The organism is Herbaspirillum sp. Her2, from assembly GCF_057961375.1.
The window spans coordinates 3,848,254-3,864,508 of record NZ_CM176331.1; the positions used below are offsets into that span (position 1 = coordinate 3,848,254).

Annotated in this window: 18 protein-coding genes and 1 riboswitch; of the genes, 11 read left to right on the forward strand and 7 right to left on the reverse strand. The window is 64.3% G+C overall.

The window, feature by feature from the left end; all coding sequences use genetic code 11:
- The first annotated feature begins 17 nt into the window (after positions 1-17).
- Positions 18-938 (forward strand): LysR family transcriptional regulator, encoded by a 921-nt coding sequence (locus tag ACWHXP_RS17480; RefSeq protein ID WP_489624568.1) that lies wholly within the window; start codon positions 18-20, stop codon positions 936-938.
- Between the two features lie 2 nt (positions 939-940).
- On the opposite strand, the gene mntP is transcribed toward ACWHXP_RS17480, so the two are convergent.
- Together mntP and ACWHXP_RS17490 are read right to left on the reverse strand one after the other, a co-directional pair.
- On the reverse strand, positions 941-1,522 hold the full coding sequence (mntP, locus tag ACWHXP_RS17485; RefSeq protein WP_134135569.1) for a manganese efflux pump MntP: 582 nt from the start codon (positions 1,520-1,522) through the stop codon (positions 941-943).
- Between the two features lie 7 nt (positions 1,523-1,529).
- A riboswitch (yybP-ykoY riboswitch) is annotated at positions 1,530-1,711 on the reverse strand.
- Positions 1,712-1,814: 103 nt separating this feature from the next.
- Complete coding sequence (locus tag ACWHXP_RS17490) at positions 1,815-2,771, reverse strand: cation diffusion facilitator family transporter (RefSeq protein ID WP_489635438.1); 957 nt, start codon at positions 2,769-2,771, stop codon at positions 1,815-1,817.
- A gap of 267 nt (positions 2,772-3,038) precedes the next feature.
- Between ACWHXP_RS17490 and ACWHXP_RS17495 the strand changes: the two genes are divergently transcribed.
- Together ACWHXP_RS17495 and ACWHXP_RS17500 are read left to right on the forward strand one after the other, a co-directional pair.
- Complete coding sequence (locus ACWHXP_RS17495; protein ID WP_489635437.1) at positions 3,039-4,676, forward strand: flagellar assembly protein A; 1,638 nt, start codon at positions 3,039-3,041, stop codon at positions 4,674-4,676.
- Between the two features lie 111 nt (positions 4,677-4,787).
- The gene (locus ACWHXP_RS17500) at positions 4,788-5,186 is read left to right on the forward strand and encodes a hypothetical protein (protein WP_209533619.1); all 399 of its coding nucleotides are present in this window, start codon (positions 4,788-4,790) and stop codon (positions 5,184-5,186) included.
- 21 nt (positions 5,187-5,207) lie between these two features.
- Here ACWHXP_RS17500 and ACWHXP_RS17505 read toward each other — a convergent pair whose 3' ends face one another.
- Complete coding sequence (locus ACWHXP_RS17505; RefSeq protein ID WP_034331884.1) at positions 5,208-6,056, reverse strand: LysR family transcriptional regulator; 849 nt, start codon at positions 6,054-6,056, stop codon at positions 5,208-5,210.
- A gap of 123 nt (positions 6,057-6,179) precedes the next feature.
- On the opposite strand from ACWHXP_RS17505, the gene ACWHXP_RS17510 reads away from it, so the two are divergent.
- The 5 genes from ACWHXP_RS17510 to ACWHXP_RS17530 all read left to right on the forward strand — a co-directional run bounded on the left by ACWHXP_RS17510 (position 6,180) and on the right by ACWHXP_RS17530 (position 9,802).
- Positions 6,180-7,193, forward strand: coding sequence for a bile acid:sodium symporter family protein (locus tag ACWHXP_RS17510; protein ID WP_489635436.1), 1,014 nt, complete (start codon positions 6,180-6,182; stop codon positions 7,191-7,193).
- 127 nt (positions 7,194-7,320) lie between these two features.
- Positions 7,321-7,692: a VOC family protein gene (locus ACWHXP_RS17515; protein ID WP_489635435.1), complete on the forward strand. Its 372-nt coding sequence runs from the start codon at positions 7,321-7,323 to the stop codon at positions 7,690-7,692.
- Between the two features lie 123 nt (positions 7,693-7,815).
- Positions 7,816-8,565, forward strand: coding sequence for a helix-turn-helix transcriptional regulator (locus tag ACWHXP_RS17520; protein ID WP_343741477.1), 750 nt, complete (start codon positions 7,816-7,818; stop codon positions 8,563-8,565).
- Positions 8,566-8,680: 115 nt separating this feature from the next.
- A complete protein-coding gene (locus ACWHXP_RS17525) occupies positions 8,681-9,103 on the forward strand; it encodes a DUF2325 domain-containing protein (RefSeq protein WP_489635434.1) in 423 nt (140 codons plus the stop codon).
- A gap of 177 nt (positions 9,104-9,280) precedes the next feature.
- Positions 9,281-9,802 (forward strand): hypothetical protein, encoded by a 522-nt coding sequence (locus tag ACWHXP_RS17530; protein ID WP_034331888.1) that lies wholly within the window; start codon positions 9,281-9,283, stop codon positions 9,800-9,802.
- Between the two features lie 98 nt (positions 9,803-9,900).
- Here the strand turns inward: ACWHXP_RS17530 and ACWHXP_RS17535 are convergent, their stop codons facing one another.
- The 3 genes from ACWHXP_RS17535 to ACWHXP_RS17545 form a co-directional block, all read right to left on the reverse strand.
- Positions 9,901-10,725 (reverse strand): diguanylate cyclase, encoded by an 825-nt coding sequence (locus ACWHXP_RS17535; RefSeq protein WP_121042834.1) that lies wholly within the window; start codon positions 10,723-10,725, stop codon positions 9,901-9,903.
- 250 nt (positions 10,726-10,975) lie between these two features.
- Positions 10,976-12,544, reverse strand: a complete 1,569-nt coding sequence (locus ACWHXP_RS17540; RefSeq protein WP_489635433.1) for a methyltransferase regulatory domain-containing protein — start codon at positions 12,542-12,544, stop codon at positions 10,976-10,978.
- Positions 12,545-12,598: 54 nt separating this feature from the next.
- Positions 12,599-13,033 (reverse strand): nucleotide pyrophosphohydrolase, encoded by a 435-nt coding sequence (locus ACWHXP_RS17545; RefSeq protein WP_252697206.1) that lies wholly within the window; start codon positions 13,031-13,033, stop codon positions 12,599-12,601.
- 159 nt (positions 13,034-13,192) lie between these two features.
- Between ACWHXP_RS17545 and ACWHXP_RS17550 the strand changes: the two genes are divergently transcribed.
- Positions 13,193-13,786, forward strand: a complete 594-nt coding sequence (locus ACWHXP_RS17550; RefSeq protein ID WP_134135580.1) for an attG domain containing protein — start codon at positions 13,193-13,195, stop codon at positions 13,784-13,786.
- On the opposite strand, the gene ACWHXP_RS17555 is transcribed toward ACWHXP_RS17550, so the two are convergent.
- Entirely contained in the window at positions 13,765-14,040 is a 276-nt protein-coding gene (locus ACWHXP_RS17555; protein ID WP_489635432.1) for a hypothetical protein, read from the reverse strand. The genes ACWHXP_RS17550 and ACWHXP_RS17555 overlap by 22 nt on opposite strands.
- A 151-nt stretch (positions 14,041-14,191) precedes the next feature.
- Between ACWHXP_RS17555 and ACWHXP_RS17560 the strand changes: the two genes are divergently transcribed.
- Positions 14,192-15,844 carry a methyl-accepting chemotaxis protein gene (locus tag ACWHXP_RS17560; protein ID WP_489635431.1) on the forward strand — a complete coding sequence of 551 codons (1,653 nt, stop codon included), beginning with the start codon at positions 14,192-14,194 and terminating at the stop codon, positions 15,842-15,844.
- A gap of 184 nt (positions 15,845-16,028) precedes the next feature.
- The gene (locus ACWHXP_RS17565; protein WP_034331894.1) at positions 16,029-16,238 is read left to right on the forward strand and encodes a hypothetical protein; all 210 of its coding nucleotides are present in this window, start codon (positions 16,029-16,031) and stop codon (positions 16,236-16,238) included.
- Positions 16,239-16,255: the final 17 nt, after the last annotated feature.

The window sequence follows — 16,255 nt, forward strand, 5'->3', positions numbered from 1 at the left end:
CTTACCGGCGAATCCCCATGCTCGATCTGGCTCAAGTCCGTTGTTTCGTGGTCGCTGCGACCGAACTCAATTTCCGTCGTGCAGCGGCGCTGCTGAACATGACCCAGCCGCCCCTGTCACGGCAGATCCATCTGCTGGAACACAGGCTGGGCGTGCAATTGTTTGAACGGGTCGGACGCACCGTGCGCCTGACCACCGAAGGCCGGGTGTTCCTGGCCGATGCTTCACGCCTGCTGCAATTGTCGGAGCAGGCCGAGAGCACGGTGCGCCGCGCCAGCCAGGGCAAGACCGGGCGGGTGCGGGTCGGCTTCACCGGTGCGGCCGGCTATGAGCTGATTCCTGAGCTGCTGATGCAGGCGCGCAAGAGCCTGCCCGAGATCGACGTGGTGCTGTTCGAACTGATTTCGGTGTCGCAACTGGAAGCCTTCACCGCCAACACCATCGACATCGGCTTCCTGCGGCCGGTCTCATCACGCCAGCCGCTGGAATTGCAACTGGTGGATGACGAGCCACTGGTGCTGGCCATGCCGCAAGGCCACGCGCTGGCCGCGCATGAGCGCATCGCCACGGCCCAGCTCGATGGCCAGCCCTTCATCATGCATTCGCCCACGCATGGAAAATATTTCTACGAACGCATCATGGCCATGCTGGGTGCGGCGGACGTCAAACCCGATTTCACGCAATACATCGACCAGAGCCACACCATCCTGTCGCTGGTGCGTGCCGGGCTGGGCGTAGGCATCCTGCCCGCCTCGGCCCAGCGCTTCCATTACGACCGGGTGGAATTCCGTCCGCTGGCAGGCGACATGCCGCGTGCCGAGATGAGCATGGCCTGGCGCGCGGACCAGGACAATCCGGCGGTCACGGCCTTCCGCCTGATGGCCGCCGACTACTGTGCCGAACGCGCAGCCAGGCTGCGTCCGGCGGCACCAGCCTGATATCAGCCGCCCACGCGGCTCAGGTGTTCATAGAGGATCGCCGCGCCCACGCCAATCAACACCACGCCACCGATGATCTCGGCGCGCTTGCCGATCAGGTGGCCCAGCACGCGGCCGACCATCACGCCGATGGTGACCATGGTGGTGGTGGCCAGGCCGATCAACAGCGCGGCTTCGAGGATGTTGACGTCGATGAAGGCCAGGCCCACGCCCACGGCCATGGCATCGATGCTGGTGGCCACCGCAGTGAGGGCCAGCATGACCACGGATTGCTTCTGCGGGGTAGCACTGGCCTCTTCTTCCTCATCATCGTCGCTCAAGCCTTCGCGGATCATGCGCGCACCCAGCACCAGCAGCAGCACGAAGGCGATCCAGTGATCCCATTCCGAGACCCACTTGGTCGCGACAGAACCGGCGAACCAGCCGATGAGGGGAGTGATGGCTTCGATCACGCCGAACAGCAGGCCGATGCGCAATGCCTGCAGGAAGCGAGGCTTCTGCATGGCGGCGCCCTTGCCGATGGCGGCCGCAAAGGCGTCCGTGGACATCGCCAGCGCGAGGAGAAGGAGAGCGGGGAAATTCATGAGCGGGGATTCCTTGGCCGGGCGAAAAGTCCATGGACGCGCCTGCGCGCCCAGCCTGGCCGCAGGATACGTCTATGGTCTCGCCTACCTGGATGGCTACCCGCGCCACGGCAGCGATGCTGCCGAGAATGTTGACACGGGCTCTTCCGGATGACCCGGAAGCTGGCTACTCCCCAAAGAGAAGCCCGGATTTTAAACGAAGACGGCCGCGCTAGACAAGTTGTCGTGCCGGGTTCGTCAGAATGCTGCGGCGTACGCTACACAATGTATTGCCAGGCAGACATTGTGACGATCAGTACGCATCACCCTGCTCTACCGCATCGACCGCATCGACCGGATCCACATGCGTCATCACATCCAGCACAGGATGCGCTTCCAGCACCCGGCGCCGCGCGTCGATGGCAATGGCATGGCCTTCGGTGACGGTGAGCGTGCCATCGATTTCCAGATGCACGTCCACCAGCGTGAGATCGCCCATGCGCCGCGTGCGCAAGTCATGCACCCCCTGCACTCCGGGCGTGGCGAGGATGGTAGCGCGGATGGCCTCGCCTTCTTCAGCGGACACGGCGCGGTCCATCAGGTCATGCAGCGCGCTCCAGAAAAATCCCCAGCCGGTGCGCACCACCATCAAGCCCACCACCGCCGCAGCCACCGGATCCAGCAAGGTGAAGCCCGCCAGGCTGCCGACGATGCCCAGCGCCACCACCAAGGAGGAAGCCGCATCCGAACGCGCATGCCAGGCATTGGCCACCAGCATGCTGGAGCGCACGCGCTCGGCGATGCGCAGCATGTAGCGGAACAGCAGTTCCTTGGCCAGCAAGGCCGCCAGCGCCACCCACAAGGCCGCCACATGGACCGGTGGCGTTTCGCCATAGTGCTGGATCTTCTGGGCCGCCGACACCAGCATGCCCAGGCCCACCGCCAGCAGCAATGCACCCAGCGCCAGCGAGGCCGCCGTTTCGTAACGCTGGTGACCATATTGGTGATCGTCGTCAGCCTGCTTGCGGCTGTGATGGCCCGCCAGCAGCACCACGAAATCGGAAATGAGATCGGACAGCGAATGAATGCCGTCCGCAATCAGGGCCTGCGATCCGGAGAACACGCCGGCCGTGACCTGCAGCATCACCAGCGCGATATTGACCACGATGCTCACCAGCGTACTGGTGCGGCCAGCGCGATAACGGGCCGCACTCAATGCCTCATCGCGAGGATCTTCCCCCTTGAAGTCTTCTATTTGGGTACTTAACATAAAACCAACGATAAGAGCCTAATCTAGAGCCAAAATTGGCAAAACTTGTGCTATCGAACAAATTACTGGATCATCTTGCCACATTACAATGTCATCCGTATTGCGTCAGGGGGACTGCCGCCGCTTTTTTGCCGGTGCGGTCAGCAACGCGCCGGATCACGGCCCGCACCTCCATCGCACGACAAGACATCCCCGCGTACCTGGCTGGCGCCATGACACGCGAGCGATCCGAGACAGACCCGGTGCAGCCTTACATCGAGGAACAGCATGAACCAAGCAACTCCGCAACCGCTGTCGTTTGCGTTCGACAGGGCCAGCGGCGAACTGAGCGCCACCTGGCAACCCATACAGGGATTCCCGCCGCTGACGCTGGCCTTCCTGAAACAGGCCATGACCGATCATGGGCTGACCAAACTGTTTTTCCAGGATTCGGTCCTCAATGGCTTCGTGCGCAAGGCCGAGGATGCCAAGGAACCTGTTACCCAGGTCATCGCCGAACGGCGCGATGGTGAATTCTCGCTCGATGTGTCCGATGACCTGATGACGGCCTCGCTGACCCTGGTGCCGCCCTACGGTGGCCGCGCCAAGAGCGTGGAAGTGGTCAACGCCATCCGCGCCGCCGGCATCACTTACGGCATCCTGCACGAGCAGCTGCGCGGGGCGCTCTCGGCCGGCTTCTGCAACAAGCTGGTGGTGGCGCAAGGCCTCATGCCCACGCCTGCCGAGCCGGCCCGTTTCGAGAGCCTGCTGGAAGAGAAGGAAGAAGAGCTGGCCGACATCGACGAAGATGCCGTGGTCTCCTATGCCGACATGGGCCACATCCTGCTGGTCAAGGTCGGTGATCCGCTGATGCGCCGCACGCCACCGGTACCGGGCCAGGATGGCATCGACATCCGCGGCGGCAAGGTGCCGGCACGGCCGATTGCCGACGTGCCCTTCGCCAAGGAATGCATCGGTGCCGAACCGAGCGAGGAAGACCCCGACCTGCTGGTGGCCATCGTGCCGGGCCAGCCCACGGTCATCAAGAATGGCGTGAAGGTCAACCCGGTGCTGGATGTGGAAAACGTCGACCTCTCCACCGGCAACCTGAGCTTCGAAGGCACGGTGCGCGTCTCCGGTGACGTGCTTACCGGCATGAAGATGAATGTGGGCGGCGACGTGGTCATCAACGGCACCGTGGAAGCGGCCGAGATCGTGGCCGGCGGCAGCGTCACGGTCAAGGGCGGCGTGATCGGCCACAGCGAAGGCGTCACCGCCCAGGCCGGCACCACCGCCATTGCCTCGCGCATCAGTTCACAGAAATCGGTGCAGGTGATGTTTGCCGAGAGCGCCCACATCGAAGCCGCCGACGACATCCTGGTACTCGGCAACGCCCGTCACTGCGAGCTGCTGGCCGGCAACGAGATCACGGTCGGCAAGGGCAATCCGCGTACCGGCCACATCATCGGCGGCCGCGTGGAAGCGACCAACATCATCCGCGCCAACGTGATCGGTGCGTCCACCACCACGCATACGCGCGTCCAGGTCGGCCTCGATCCGTATCTGGAAGAGAAGATCGCCATCAAGGAACAGGAATACACGCGCAAGGTGGCCGAGCTGGATCGCACCATCAAGCAGCAGAGCTATTACAAGCTCAATCCCGAAAAGGCCACCCCCGAACTGCTGCATGAGACCAGCGACAAGCGCAAGGCGCTGGCCTACGAGGTCAAGGTGCTGCTGGAAGAAGTGAGCCAGATGAAGGAAGGCATGGTCGCCGCCGAGGACGCACGCATCATCGTCGCCAAGGCCGTCTACGAAGGTACGGAATTGCGCATCGGGCACGAAGTGTGGCCGGTGCAATCCGACCTGGGTGGCGGCACCGCACAGCTGTTCGAAGGGGATATCCGCTACAACCCGAAAAAGTAGTTTTCCCGGGTTTTTCTTGTTTTCCGCCAGCCTGTGGATAAATCGTTTATAGCATTTGCACTTCGGTTATCCACAGGCCGTTCCGCGCTCACGCACTGATTGCTCCCGCTCATGCAAGACCTGCTCCCCCATCCGGACCTGGCGCAACTGCGCGCCCTGGCAGCCGACAGTGCGGCCATCACCATGGATTGCAATTGCCGCGCGGCCGACAGCAGCGGCTGGATCAGCCTGCCGCTGTCGCTGCCGGAAACGCAACTGGTGGACGTGGCCACGCTCATTGCCGATCCCTACGACGAACCGACCTTCACCGAATACCATCCGCAGGGCACGCGCTACGCCTCGCCCGAGGCTCCCATCGCGCCGGCCTGGTATCCGTACAACCGCTGCAATATCGCGCGCTGCACGCAATGCGCACGCCACTATCTGCGCTACATGGAAGCCGGTGGTTATTTCGTGGATCGCCGCATCCGTTCACTGAATGCTCCGGCGCTGATCGTCGAGGCGGCCTGAAACCCGCTCCCGCTGTGCTGTTCAGCCCCGGCTCAAGCGGCTGGCCATCAGGATCTGGTACAGCGTGTCCGCCGGCCGCGACAAGCGCCGCGCGGTGAGCGCCACATATTCCACATCCGGCAGGCGCGGCAGTGCCGCATGATTCAGCGGCACCACCAGGTCACGCGAGGCCAGATGCTGCGGCAATGCCGCCAGCCCCAGCCCGCCGCGCGCCGCCGCCATGCAGCCCGCATGACTGCCGCTGGTGCAGACGATGCGCCAGTGATGGCCTGACTTGCCCAGTGCCTGCAAGGTGGCCGCACGCGTGATGCTGGGCTCGGGCAGCAGGATCAGCGGCAAGGGTTCGGTGAGGTCAACCAGGGTATCGGGCCGCGTGAGCCACTGCATGGGCGTGGAGAACATGCTGTGCCCGCGCGATTCGCCGGCCCGCCGCTTGCCGACCAGCAAGTCCAGCTTGCCTTGGTCCAGCGAGGCATAGAGCTCGCTGGTGAGGCCGATGGTGATTTCCAGTTCGACTTCCGGATGCTGGCTGCGAAAGGCCGCCAGCATGTCCGGCAGCGGGCCCATGGCGAGGTCGTCGGAGGTGCCGAAGCGCACCCGGCCACGCAGGCGCGGGGCGCTGAACTGCGCTTCGGCGCGGGCATGCGCCTGCAGGATCAGGCGCGCATGGACCAGCAGGCTTTCGCCATCAGCGGTCAGTGCCAGCGAATGCGTATCGCGCACGAAGAGGCGACGGCCCAGGCTCTCTTCCAGGCGGCGGATGTGGTCGCTCACCGTCGATTGCGTCAGCCCGAGCTGGCGCCCGGCCTCGGTGAAGCTGGACGAGGTCGCGGCAGTAGCGAAGGTCTGGAGCCAGAGCGGATTGAGCATGCGGCCATTATCATCGGAGTTTCCGATGACAGTCAACGTGATCAGAGGGGTTCCCGATGGCCGTGCGCTTTCCTATCATGAGGGCAACCCGAATCGTCCCTTCATTTTTTCCGCGAGCGCGCCATGAACCGCTTTCTCCCCGACCGCTTCACCCAGTTGCTCATCGGCACCGTGCTGCTGGCCACCTTCTTCCCGGCCACCGGGAGCTTCGAGCACATCATGCACATCGCCAGCAATGCGGCCATCTCGCTGCTGTTCTTCCTGCATGGCGCCAAGCTCTCGCGCGAGGCGGCCCTGTCCGGACTGAAGCAGCCGCGCCTGCACTTGCTAACGCTGGCCTCGACCTTCATCCTGTTCCCGCTGCTAGGCCTGGCCTTGAAGAGCGCCGTTCCCGACCTGCTGACGCCGCAACTGTGGATGGGCGTGCTGTTCGTCTGCACGCTCTCCTCCACCGTGCAATCCTCGATCGGCTTTACCTCCATTGCACGCGGCAACGTGCCGGCAGCGATCTGCGGTGCCACTGCATCGAACCTGCTGGGCATCATCATCACGCCGCTGCTGGTGACCTTGCTGCTGCATCGTCATCACGAAGCCAACGGCATGTCGCAGGTGCTGAGCATCCTGCTGCAATTGCTGCTGCCCTTCGTGCTGGGCAACCTGATGCGTCCCTGGATCGGTGACTGGATCAATCGCCACAAGGTCATCGTCAATGTCGTCGATCGCGGCGGCATCCTGTTGTCGGTCTATGCCGCCTTCAGCGTGGCCGTGGCGCAGGGTGTGTGGCACCTGTTCCCGCCGGGGCAGTTGGCCTTGCTGGTGCTGGTCAATGCGGTGCTGCTGGGGACCGTGCTGCTGGTGACCACCTATGGCGCCCGCGCCCTGAAGATGCCGCGCGGCGATGAAATCGTGCTGGTCTTCTGCGGCTCCAAGAAGTCGCTGGCCTCGGGCATCCCCATCGCTTCGGTGCTGTTTGCCGGCAGCGGGGCGGCGGTGGTGCTGCTGCCGATCATGCTGTTCCACCAGATGCAGCTGATGCTGTGCGCGGTACTGGCGCGGCGCTATGCGGCTCGCAAGGAAAGTGAACAAAGCGGCGAGCACCCGCAGCAGGAGGGCGTGGCGGCGGCGGCGACGCGCTGATTGCTGACCGTTTCTTCCCGGGGGCGCGAGGGCTACTGACAGGACGTTGTCAGTAGCCCTCGCGCATGATGCCTTCCATGCCAGCCGGCATAGACAACGCTCCCCTCCCAAGAAAAGGAAGAACATCATGCAAACCCAAGTCAACTGGTTCGAGATCGCCACCAAGGACCTGCAGCGCGCCACCCGCTTCTACGAAGCCGTCTTTGCCACCAAGCTGCGCCAGGAGCAGCTGTCCGAGGAAGGCCCCATGGCCATCTTCGTGCGCGATGACGGGCAGTCCATCGGCTGCCTGACCGCGCCGGGTTGGCTGGAACCCACGCGCCAGGGCACGCTGATCTACCTGGATGCCGGCCCCTCGATCCAGGCGGTGCTGGACCGCGTCAAGGCGGCCGGCGGTGAAGTGACCATGGAGCGCTTCCAGCTGCCCAACGATATCGGCTACATCGCCCAGTTCATCGACAGCGAAGGCAATCGTCTGGCCTTGCACGCAATGCATTGAACGGACCGGATCGGCTCGCCAGGCCAGCGCCATGCCCGCATCTTGCACAGCAGCATCGAAGTTCGTGGCGGGCCGGGAACATGCGTGCCAGAATGGCGCGCATCATTTTTTCCTCCGCCTGTCATGCGTCGAGCCGACCGCCTGTTCCAGATCACCCAGTACCTGCGCGGACGCCGTCTCACCACGGCGCGCCAGCTGGCGCAATGGCTGTCGGTGTCGGAGCGCACGGTCTATCGCGACATCCGCGATCTCTCGCTCTCGGGCGTGCCGGTGGATGGCGAAGCCGGGGTCGGCTACCGCATCAAGCCTGGCTATGACCTGCCGCCGCTGATGTTCAACGCCGATGAAATCGATGCGCTGGTGATCGGCATGCGGATGGTGCAAGCCTGGGGCGGCCCTCAGCTGGGCGCCTCGGCGGCCTCGGCGCTGGCCAAGGTGGTGCTGGCCCTGCCCAAGGAAAAACGCGATTTCGTCGAGGCCACTCCGCTCTTTGCGCCGGCCATGCAGGACGACTGCGGCCAGGGCGAGCGGCTGGAAGCCATCCGCCAGGCCATCAACAGCCGTCACAAACTGCTGCTGCATTACACCGATGCCCAGCAGCGCAGCAGCCAGCGGGTGGTGTGGCCGCTGGCGCTGGCCTTCTTCGGCGGCACCTGGCTCTTGGCCGCCTGGTGCGAAACGCGTGACGATTTCCGCTCCTTCCGCCTGGACCGCGTCCGGCAGATGAGCGAACAAGGCCATTATCCTGACCGCAATGGCCGCCGCCTGCCGGACTTCGTGCGGGCCATGCAGCGACAGGTGCGCGCACAGCAATCCTCCGCGGCAGCTCCGGCAACACCACCGACGCCTGCCGCCCCACCGCCCGCTGCCTGACCGGGCGTGGCGCTGCGCCAACGCAAAGCGCATATGCTGCTGCAAATTGATTCGTTCGCAAGCCGGGGCACTGGGGTTAGGCTGGGACCGTCACTCACTTCCTGCGAGTCCCTTCATGCGTGCTGCTGCCTCTGCTTCCGCTTCGGCCTCCACGGCCGGCCCCATCGCCTTGTCCCTCGATGACCGCTGTGTGCTCTGCGTCGGCGGCCTGACCGGTGCCCGCAATCACTACCGGGCCGAGATCGAAACCCGCGCCGGGCGCTTCCTGCATCACGATGGTGGACGCGAGGACAACCTGCACCGGCTCACGCCCATGCTGGCCGCCGCCGACATCGTCATCTGCGCCTCCGGCAACATCAGCCACAACGCCTACCACCTGGTCAAAAGCACCTGCAAGAAGCTGGGCAAGCCCTGCGTGCTGGTCAAGGGCACCGGCATCGCCTCTTTCCTCGATGGCCTGGGCCACCTGGCCGCCAGCGAAGCACCGCAGGAAGGACCCTCGGCCCGCGGCGACCGGGTGTTGCGCGGCAAGCGCTAGTGCCTGTTCCCATGCAATCTGCGAGATGCATGGGAACAGGCCCCAGACGATTCCTGCCAGCAACAAAAATATCCTGCTGTTTGGAAAAAATCTCAAATCCCCCCTACAATCGACTCCCCGGCCCGCCCTGCGTGCCGTACCGACAACATGCCAAGACGGCAATTTCCGGGAGTTCGTTTGAAGATCGTATCTCGCCTGCGCACCTGCCTGCGCCCGCGTCTGTGCGCGCTGGTGCTGACGCTGGCCGGTGCCGTGGCCGGCGCACCGGCGGCGCAGGCTGCGCCACAACCCAGCTTCGGCATTGAGGTCGGCAATGCCTTGCTGTGCCTCAACCAGCTCAACAGCAAGTATTTCTTCGATTACCTCGTGGCCGCCTTCGGCCCGCCCTACAAGACCGAGGGCGGGGCCTACTGGTTCAAGGCCACCAATGTCACGCTGTGGGGCATGCAGGCCACCGATTTCCTGGTCAATGACAGCAGCAGCCAGGCCGACTTCATCGGCGCGTATTTCAACACCACGCCGGTCAAGCTGACCGATGCCATCAAGGGCGCACTGGGCATTCGCTTCACCCCCGAGGATGATTCGGCCTATCCGATGAGGCAGTCGCAGGCCGGCAGCAAGATCGTCTACAACGATACCAACGCCAAGATGTATTGCGCCAAGTCCAAGTTCCTGGTGCCGGGGCCCGAGCAGCCCTGAACGCGGAGCGTCGAAGAACCATGAAAAATGCGGCCCGGTGGGACACCACGGGCCGCATTTTTCATTGGGGCAGCGGGTAGCGGCTAGCGCTATGCAGCTCAAGCCTTGCGGAAATCGTCGGTGGTGCGGATGCAATCGCGCCCCGCTGCCTTGGCCAGGGCCAGCGCCTTTTCCGATTCGCGCAGCACGGTATCGGGTTCGTCGACCTGACGCTGCGGGGCCACGGCGGCGATGCCGATGCTGATGGTCACGCGGCCGGTCGGGCTGGCACTGTGCTCGATGTTGAGCTGTTCGATCGACTTGCGGATGCGTTCGGCCACGATCAGTGCGCCATCCAGGCGCGAACCCGGCAACAGTACGGCGATCTCCTGGGTACCGAAACGCGAGAGCAGATCTTCCGGACGCACGTTGGTATCGCGGATGGCGCTGCCGACCCGGCGCAAGACCTTGTCGCCGGCCATGCGGCCATAGCTGGCGTTGTATTCATCGAAGAGATCGATGTCGATCATGATGATGGCCAGCGACAGGTTGGTGCGCGCCGCGCGGTTGAATTCTTCCAGCAGGCCGCGCTCGAACTGGCGGCGGTTGGCCAGGCCGGTCAGCGCATCTTCCAGGCCGACGCGGGCCAGAGTCTTTTCCATTTCTTCCAAGTGGGTGCGGGCATCATCGCGTTGCTCCACCAGTTGCTTGTGCTCTTCCTGCAGCTGCTGCATGCCGGCCTCCAGACCGGACAGCGGTTGCAGCAGTTGCCGCGCCAGCACCCAGGACAGCAGGGCCGACACCAGCACCAGGACCACGGCGGCGACCGCCAGGCCCTGCGTGCTGCCATTCATGGCCATGGCGGTCAGCACGATGGCGGTGAGCAGCGCAGCGGCGGTGCCGGACAGGGTCAGGCGTGTTTGGAGTTGACGAGACAGGGACATAAGCTGAAAACCGACTTTCCTAAAAGAGAGGTTCGGCACCGGCAGGACAGGCGCGGCAGGCACGGCAGTGATGGGCGGCAATATGGCCACGCGAAATCGTACAGGCTAGTTCGCTGCGACGCAACGCGATTGCCGCCCTGCACGCAGGATCGCCGTGCTTGTCAGGGCGCTGTCATGCGGACGTCAGGCCGGGTGTGAGGAATTCACGACAAACGCGGCGGCAAGCTCATCCATGGCATCGGCACGCGCATCACGCCACCTGCAGCGCCCGCAGCAAGGGCAGCCTGGTACGCGCGAAGAGCCGCGCCTGCGTCGCCAGTTCAGCCAGGTTCTCGTCCTCGGCTTCCAGCCGCACGCCATCGCGCACCAGCCGCTTGCCCTGCGCAGCGATGTGCTGCCAGGCCTGGGCGGGCCAGGCTTCGACATCGTCACCGCAGACTTCGCGCGCCAGCAGGAACAACTGCTCGACGCGGTCCACCTTCACGCCACCGCCGGTCAGCGGGCTGACCAGATGAGCAATGTCGCCCTCCTGGCTCTCCGGCAGCACCAGCGCTGCGCGATGCAGGAGATAGGCATTGAGGTCGGCCGTGCGGCGCGCGATCTGGGCCTGGGTGGCGACATCCAGCTCGGGGGGCAGCGGAGCGGCGTGGCCGGTGCCGATCAGCATCAGCGCCGAATCGATCACCTGCGACAGGTTCAGGTTGCGATGCGCCAGCGAGGCCGCCAGGTCCACCAGCGTGTGCGGCTGGTAGTCCGAGAGCGCCTGCAGGATCGGTTCGTAGATGAGCCGGTTGAGGGTGATCTCGGCGGCCACGTTCTGAATCGTCAGCGGCACCTTGTCCGGCTCGGTCAGCAGCACCACGCTTTGCAGCGCCAGCGCCTGCACGCGCTGGCGCTCGTCCAGCACCTGCCCGCCGCGCACCCAGTAATCGCGGCGGAAGGTCTGGTTGACCATGAAGTCGCGCGTGCTCTGGTACAGCACCGGGTCGTCGATCTCGGCCAGGCACTGGCGCTGCGCCGGGGTCAGGTTGGCCATGTCGAGGTGATCGATGTAGTGCGCCGGGCAGGCGAACTGCAGACCGGCCTGCGAGAAGCGGCGATGGATCTCGGCGAAGGGCTCGGCGTGCCAGTCGCGATTGAAATATTCGTGCGCGAGGTAGCTGCGCGACTGCTGCTGCAGCATTTTGAAGCGGTCGCGCATGAAGGGGTTGGCCTGGGCATAGACCGGGTCGGTCTCGAAGAGCCGTGTGGCAAAGGCCAGCGCGGCCTCGATGCGAGCGGCCGTGGGCAGGCCGCGTTCCTCGTTGCCGGCCAGTTGCGTGTGCTGCACCAGCAGGTCGCGCAGCGGCATGAAGGCCGACCAGCCCGGCTGGGTGTTGTAGCTCAGATAGAGCACGCCGCCCGGCTTGAGCTTGCGGTCGATGAAATCGAGAATGATCTCGCGGTTGTCCTCGGAGACCCAGCTCCAGATGCCATGCAGGGCGATGAAATCGAAATCCGGCAGATCGTCGCGGCGGCAGAAATGCGAAAAGCTGGAATCCTCCAGCTGCGCACCGCTGCCACTGGCCGCCGCCAGTTCCTGGGCGAAGGCCGCCTGCAAGGTATTGAAATCATTGCCCCACCAGCGCGTGGTGGATGCCGCTGCGTGAAAATTGGTCGACAGGCCCTGCCCGAAACCCAGCTCGCAGGCGGTCTGGATGGCCGGTGCCTGCAGGCCGTGGAAGGCGAAGGCCAGCGGCAGGCGGGCCGGATTCATGCCGGGGTAATAGCCGTAGGTGTAGGCGATGTCGACGACGTAACCGTCATTCCAGTTGGTCAAGGCGAGCTCCGGGCAGCGAACATGAGAGGGAGGAAAGCAAGGACAGCGCCAGCCTCAGCCGGCACCGGAGGCATCATCGCCGGCGTCGGTACCGGCAGCCGGCCCGGCCAGCGCGCTGTATTTGCGCGCATTGCCACGGGCCAGTTCAACCGGATACTTGCGACGATTCAGTTCCATTTTTTCCAGCACGGCGCTGCGCAGGTCGACGCCGGTATGGTCGGCCAGCTGGATCAGATAGACCAGCACATCGGCCATCTCATGACGGATGCCTTCGCGCGCGGCGTCATCGAGTTCATGATCGGCACCCGTCGGCAGCCACTGGAAGTGCTCCATCAGCTCGGCCACCTCCACCGAGAGGGCCATGGCCAGGTTCTTGGGCGTATGGAAACGCAGCCAATCGCGTTCGCTGGAAAAGCTACGGATGATCTCGCGCAATTCGTGCAGATCGGAGGGGGCAGCAGCGGGCTGGCCGGAGGGGGAAGCGGTCATGGGCTTGGCGTGGGTCTGGATGTTGTCGTCTTGGCCTTGTTGTCGGCAAGGTACTTTATCACCAACCCACACAAACCGGCCTCCACACTTGATCTGCGACAGCTTGTATCCCACGGGAATGATGCACAATGTAGCGCAACACACGACATTCTGACGAACATGCTGACACTTTTACGATCTCCGCTGCGTCTTCTGTCCTGCACCCTGCTGGCCACCACGCTGCTGGCGACCGGCTGCGACCGCCACATCGACCAGGAGCTGGCAGCGCACGAAGCGGCCCAGACCACGCTGGGCCTCACCCCCAAGCAATTTGCCGATCGCTTCAACAACCGGCTGGCTGACGTGCTCAGGGACATGAAAGTGGAAGAGCCCGAGCATATGGCCCACCTCTACATGCTGGACGCGTCGCGCCTGCATCCGGGAAAATATGAATACGTGCTCGACACCCAGGTCGGCCCGGCCCGGACCACGCTCATCGGCACGCTCAACAAGAAGGGTGAGCTGCGCAACGTGGGCGTGATGATGACCAACAAGGTCCCCGGTGCCCGTGACGAATTCCTGATCTGCGCCTCCAGTGCCGCGCGCAGTTTCATCTCCGGCAGCGAGGACAAGCTGCTGCCCCTGATTACCCGCCTCACCACGGTCGCCCTGGACAATCCCGGCCAGCGCATGACCGAGGTGGTGGCCGACCAATTGCTCTCGGTAGAACTGGTGCCGCAAGGCGTGCTGTTTCAGGTACAGCCGCGCCAATAAGCGACCACCGTCATGCCGATGACGATGATGAGCGGAAACAGTTTCCGTTCCTCATCGCCCCTGCCCCGCCCCGCCCCGCCCGGCAGGAATGCTGCTCCCGTTTCTGGTTCACCCATGGAAAGTCCCGCCTTTTTGACCGATTGAAAGCGCGGTACAGCGTTTAGATTCTGGTCATCATGGTTTCCGTGTCGCGCCGCCCAAGCCGGATACAGGCTGGCGTCGCACATCTTTGCGGAAATGCCATGGAACGCCATGACACCGACACGCAATTCCACACTAGGCCGCACGCGGCCCGGTATGAAAACGGGGTCGCCGCGCTTGGGGACGAAGCACGGCGGCTTTCTACAACAGCGGCAGGACCGTGACCCCGCAAGGTCAGCAACGGTCAGGGCAACGGGGGCAAGCATGCGCATGAATCTACCGATCACCACCACCGAACGGTTGCTGGAGGATGGCAAGTCCATCGTCTCCAAGACCGACCTGCAGGGCAACATCACCTACGTCAATCCTTACTTCGTGGAAATCAGCGGTTTCGACGAAGCCGAACTGATCGGGGCCCCGCAGAACATCGTGCGCCATCCCGAGATGCCGCGCGAGGCCTTCGCCGACATGTGGGCCACGCTCAAGGAAGGCCTGCCCTGGAACGGGCTGGTCAAGAACCGCTGCAAGAATGGCGATTACTACTGGGTCCAGGCCAACGTCACGCCGGTGCGCGAGAACGGCCGCGCGGTCGGCTACATGTCCGTGCGCACGCGTCCTTCGCGGGAGCAGGTACAGGCGGCCGACAGCGCCTATCGTGCCTTCGTCGGCGGCCAGGCGCGCGGCCTGCGCATCCGTCGCGGCGCAGTGGCGCGCACCGGCTTCATCGGCTGGCTGCAGGGCCTGCGTGATCTGCCGTTGGCCAAGCGGCTGGGCTGGATGATGGGCGTGCTCACGCTCATGTTCATCCTCGGCGGTGCGGTCGCGGGCAGTGCCGTGCAAACGGCCGGAGGCAGCCCCTATGCGGTGTGGCTCGGCACGCTCGGTGGCGCTGCGCTGCTGCTGGGCTCGTGGGCGGTGCTGCATGCCAGCGTGGTGGCGCCCTTGCAGCGCGCCATCAAGTCCGTCCATGGCCTGGCCGGCGGCGATCTCGACCTGCATATCGATACCGATGCGCGCGGCGACATGGGCTTGCTGCTGCAAGCGCTGCAGCAGCTCAACGTCAACCTGCGCGCCATCATCGGCGACGTGCGCCGCAACGTGGAATCGATGACCATCTCCACCGGCGAGATCGCCAGCGGCAACATGGATCTCTCAAGCCGTACCGAATCGCAGGCCTCGGCACTGGAAGAGACCGCCTCCAGCGTCGAGCAGTTCGCCGCCACCGTGCGCCAGAATGCCGACTCGGCGGCCAACGCCGATCGCCAGGCGCAATCGGCCTCCTCCATTGCGCAGCGTGGCAGCCATTCGGTGCAGCGCATGGGCAAGACCATGGACGAGATCGACGCGGCGTCGCACAAGATCGTGGACATCATCGGGCTGATCGACGGCATCTCCTTCCAGACCAACATCCTGGCGCTCAACGCCGCCGTGGAAGCGGCGCGTGCCGGCGAGCAGGGACGCGGCTTTGCCGTGGTCGCCGCCGAAGTGCGCACGCTGGCGCAACGCTCGGCGGCCGCCGCCAAGGACATCAAGGGCCTCATCGACGACTCGCGCGCGAAAGTCGAGAGCGGCAACCAGCTGGTCCGCGAAACCGCGCAAGCCATGGGCGACCTCGGGGGCGCGGTGGAAAACATGGCCGTCACGATGGCCGAGATCACGGTGGCCAGCAATGAGCAGAGCGGCGGCATCGAGCAATTGAATCAGGCCGTCAACGCCATCGACGAAACCACCCAGCAGAATGCCGCCCTGGTGGAACAGGCTGCCGCCGCTGCCGAGAACCTGCGCGACCAGTCGATCAAACTGAGCCAGGCCATGTCGGTGTTCAAGATCAGCTACAGCGCCCCGCGCTCACCGGCCTCTGCGAGCGCGAACACTGCCACGCGCCAGAAGGAAACCACGCTGGCACTGGCGCAGTAAGGCCCGGTGGCATGCCGTGCAAGCGGCATGCCTACACCGCTTTACAAGGCATTGCATTTCTTTACCCGATAAGGGGGTGTCTGCATCTTTGCACGCTCACCGCGCTTGCCTATGATGAACTCCTGTCCGCATCTCCCTCATCAGAGGGGGATGCTGGCTGCCTACCACTACAAGGGAGTTTCAAATGAGCGTGTCTTCGGTCTCCTCCGGCAACAGCAGCTTCTACAACACCATCATCCAGCCCATCAAGAACGTCGCCTCCGAAGTCGGTGACGAGATTGAAAGCGCCTACGACACCACGGTCGATGCCGTTTCCTCGGCCGCGCATTCGGTGGCCGACAGCGTGACCTCGGGCGTCAAGGCCATCGGCAACATCATCGATACCTCCGCCTGATCTTGGGTGCCGCAGCA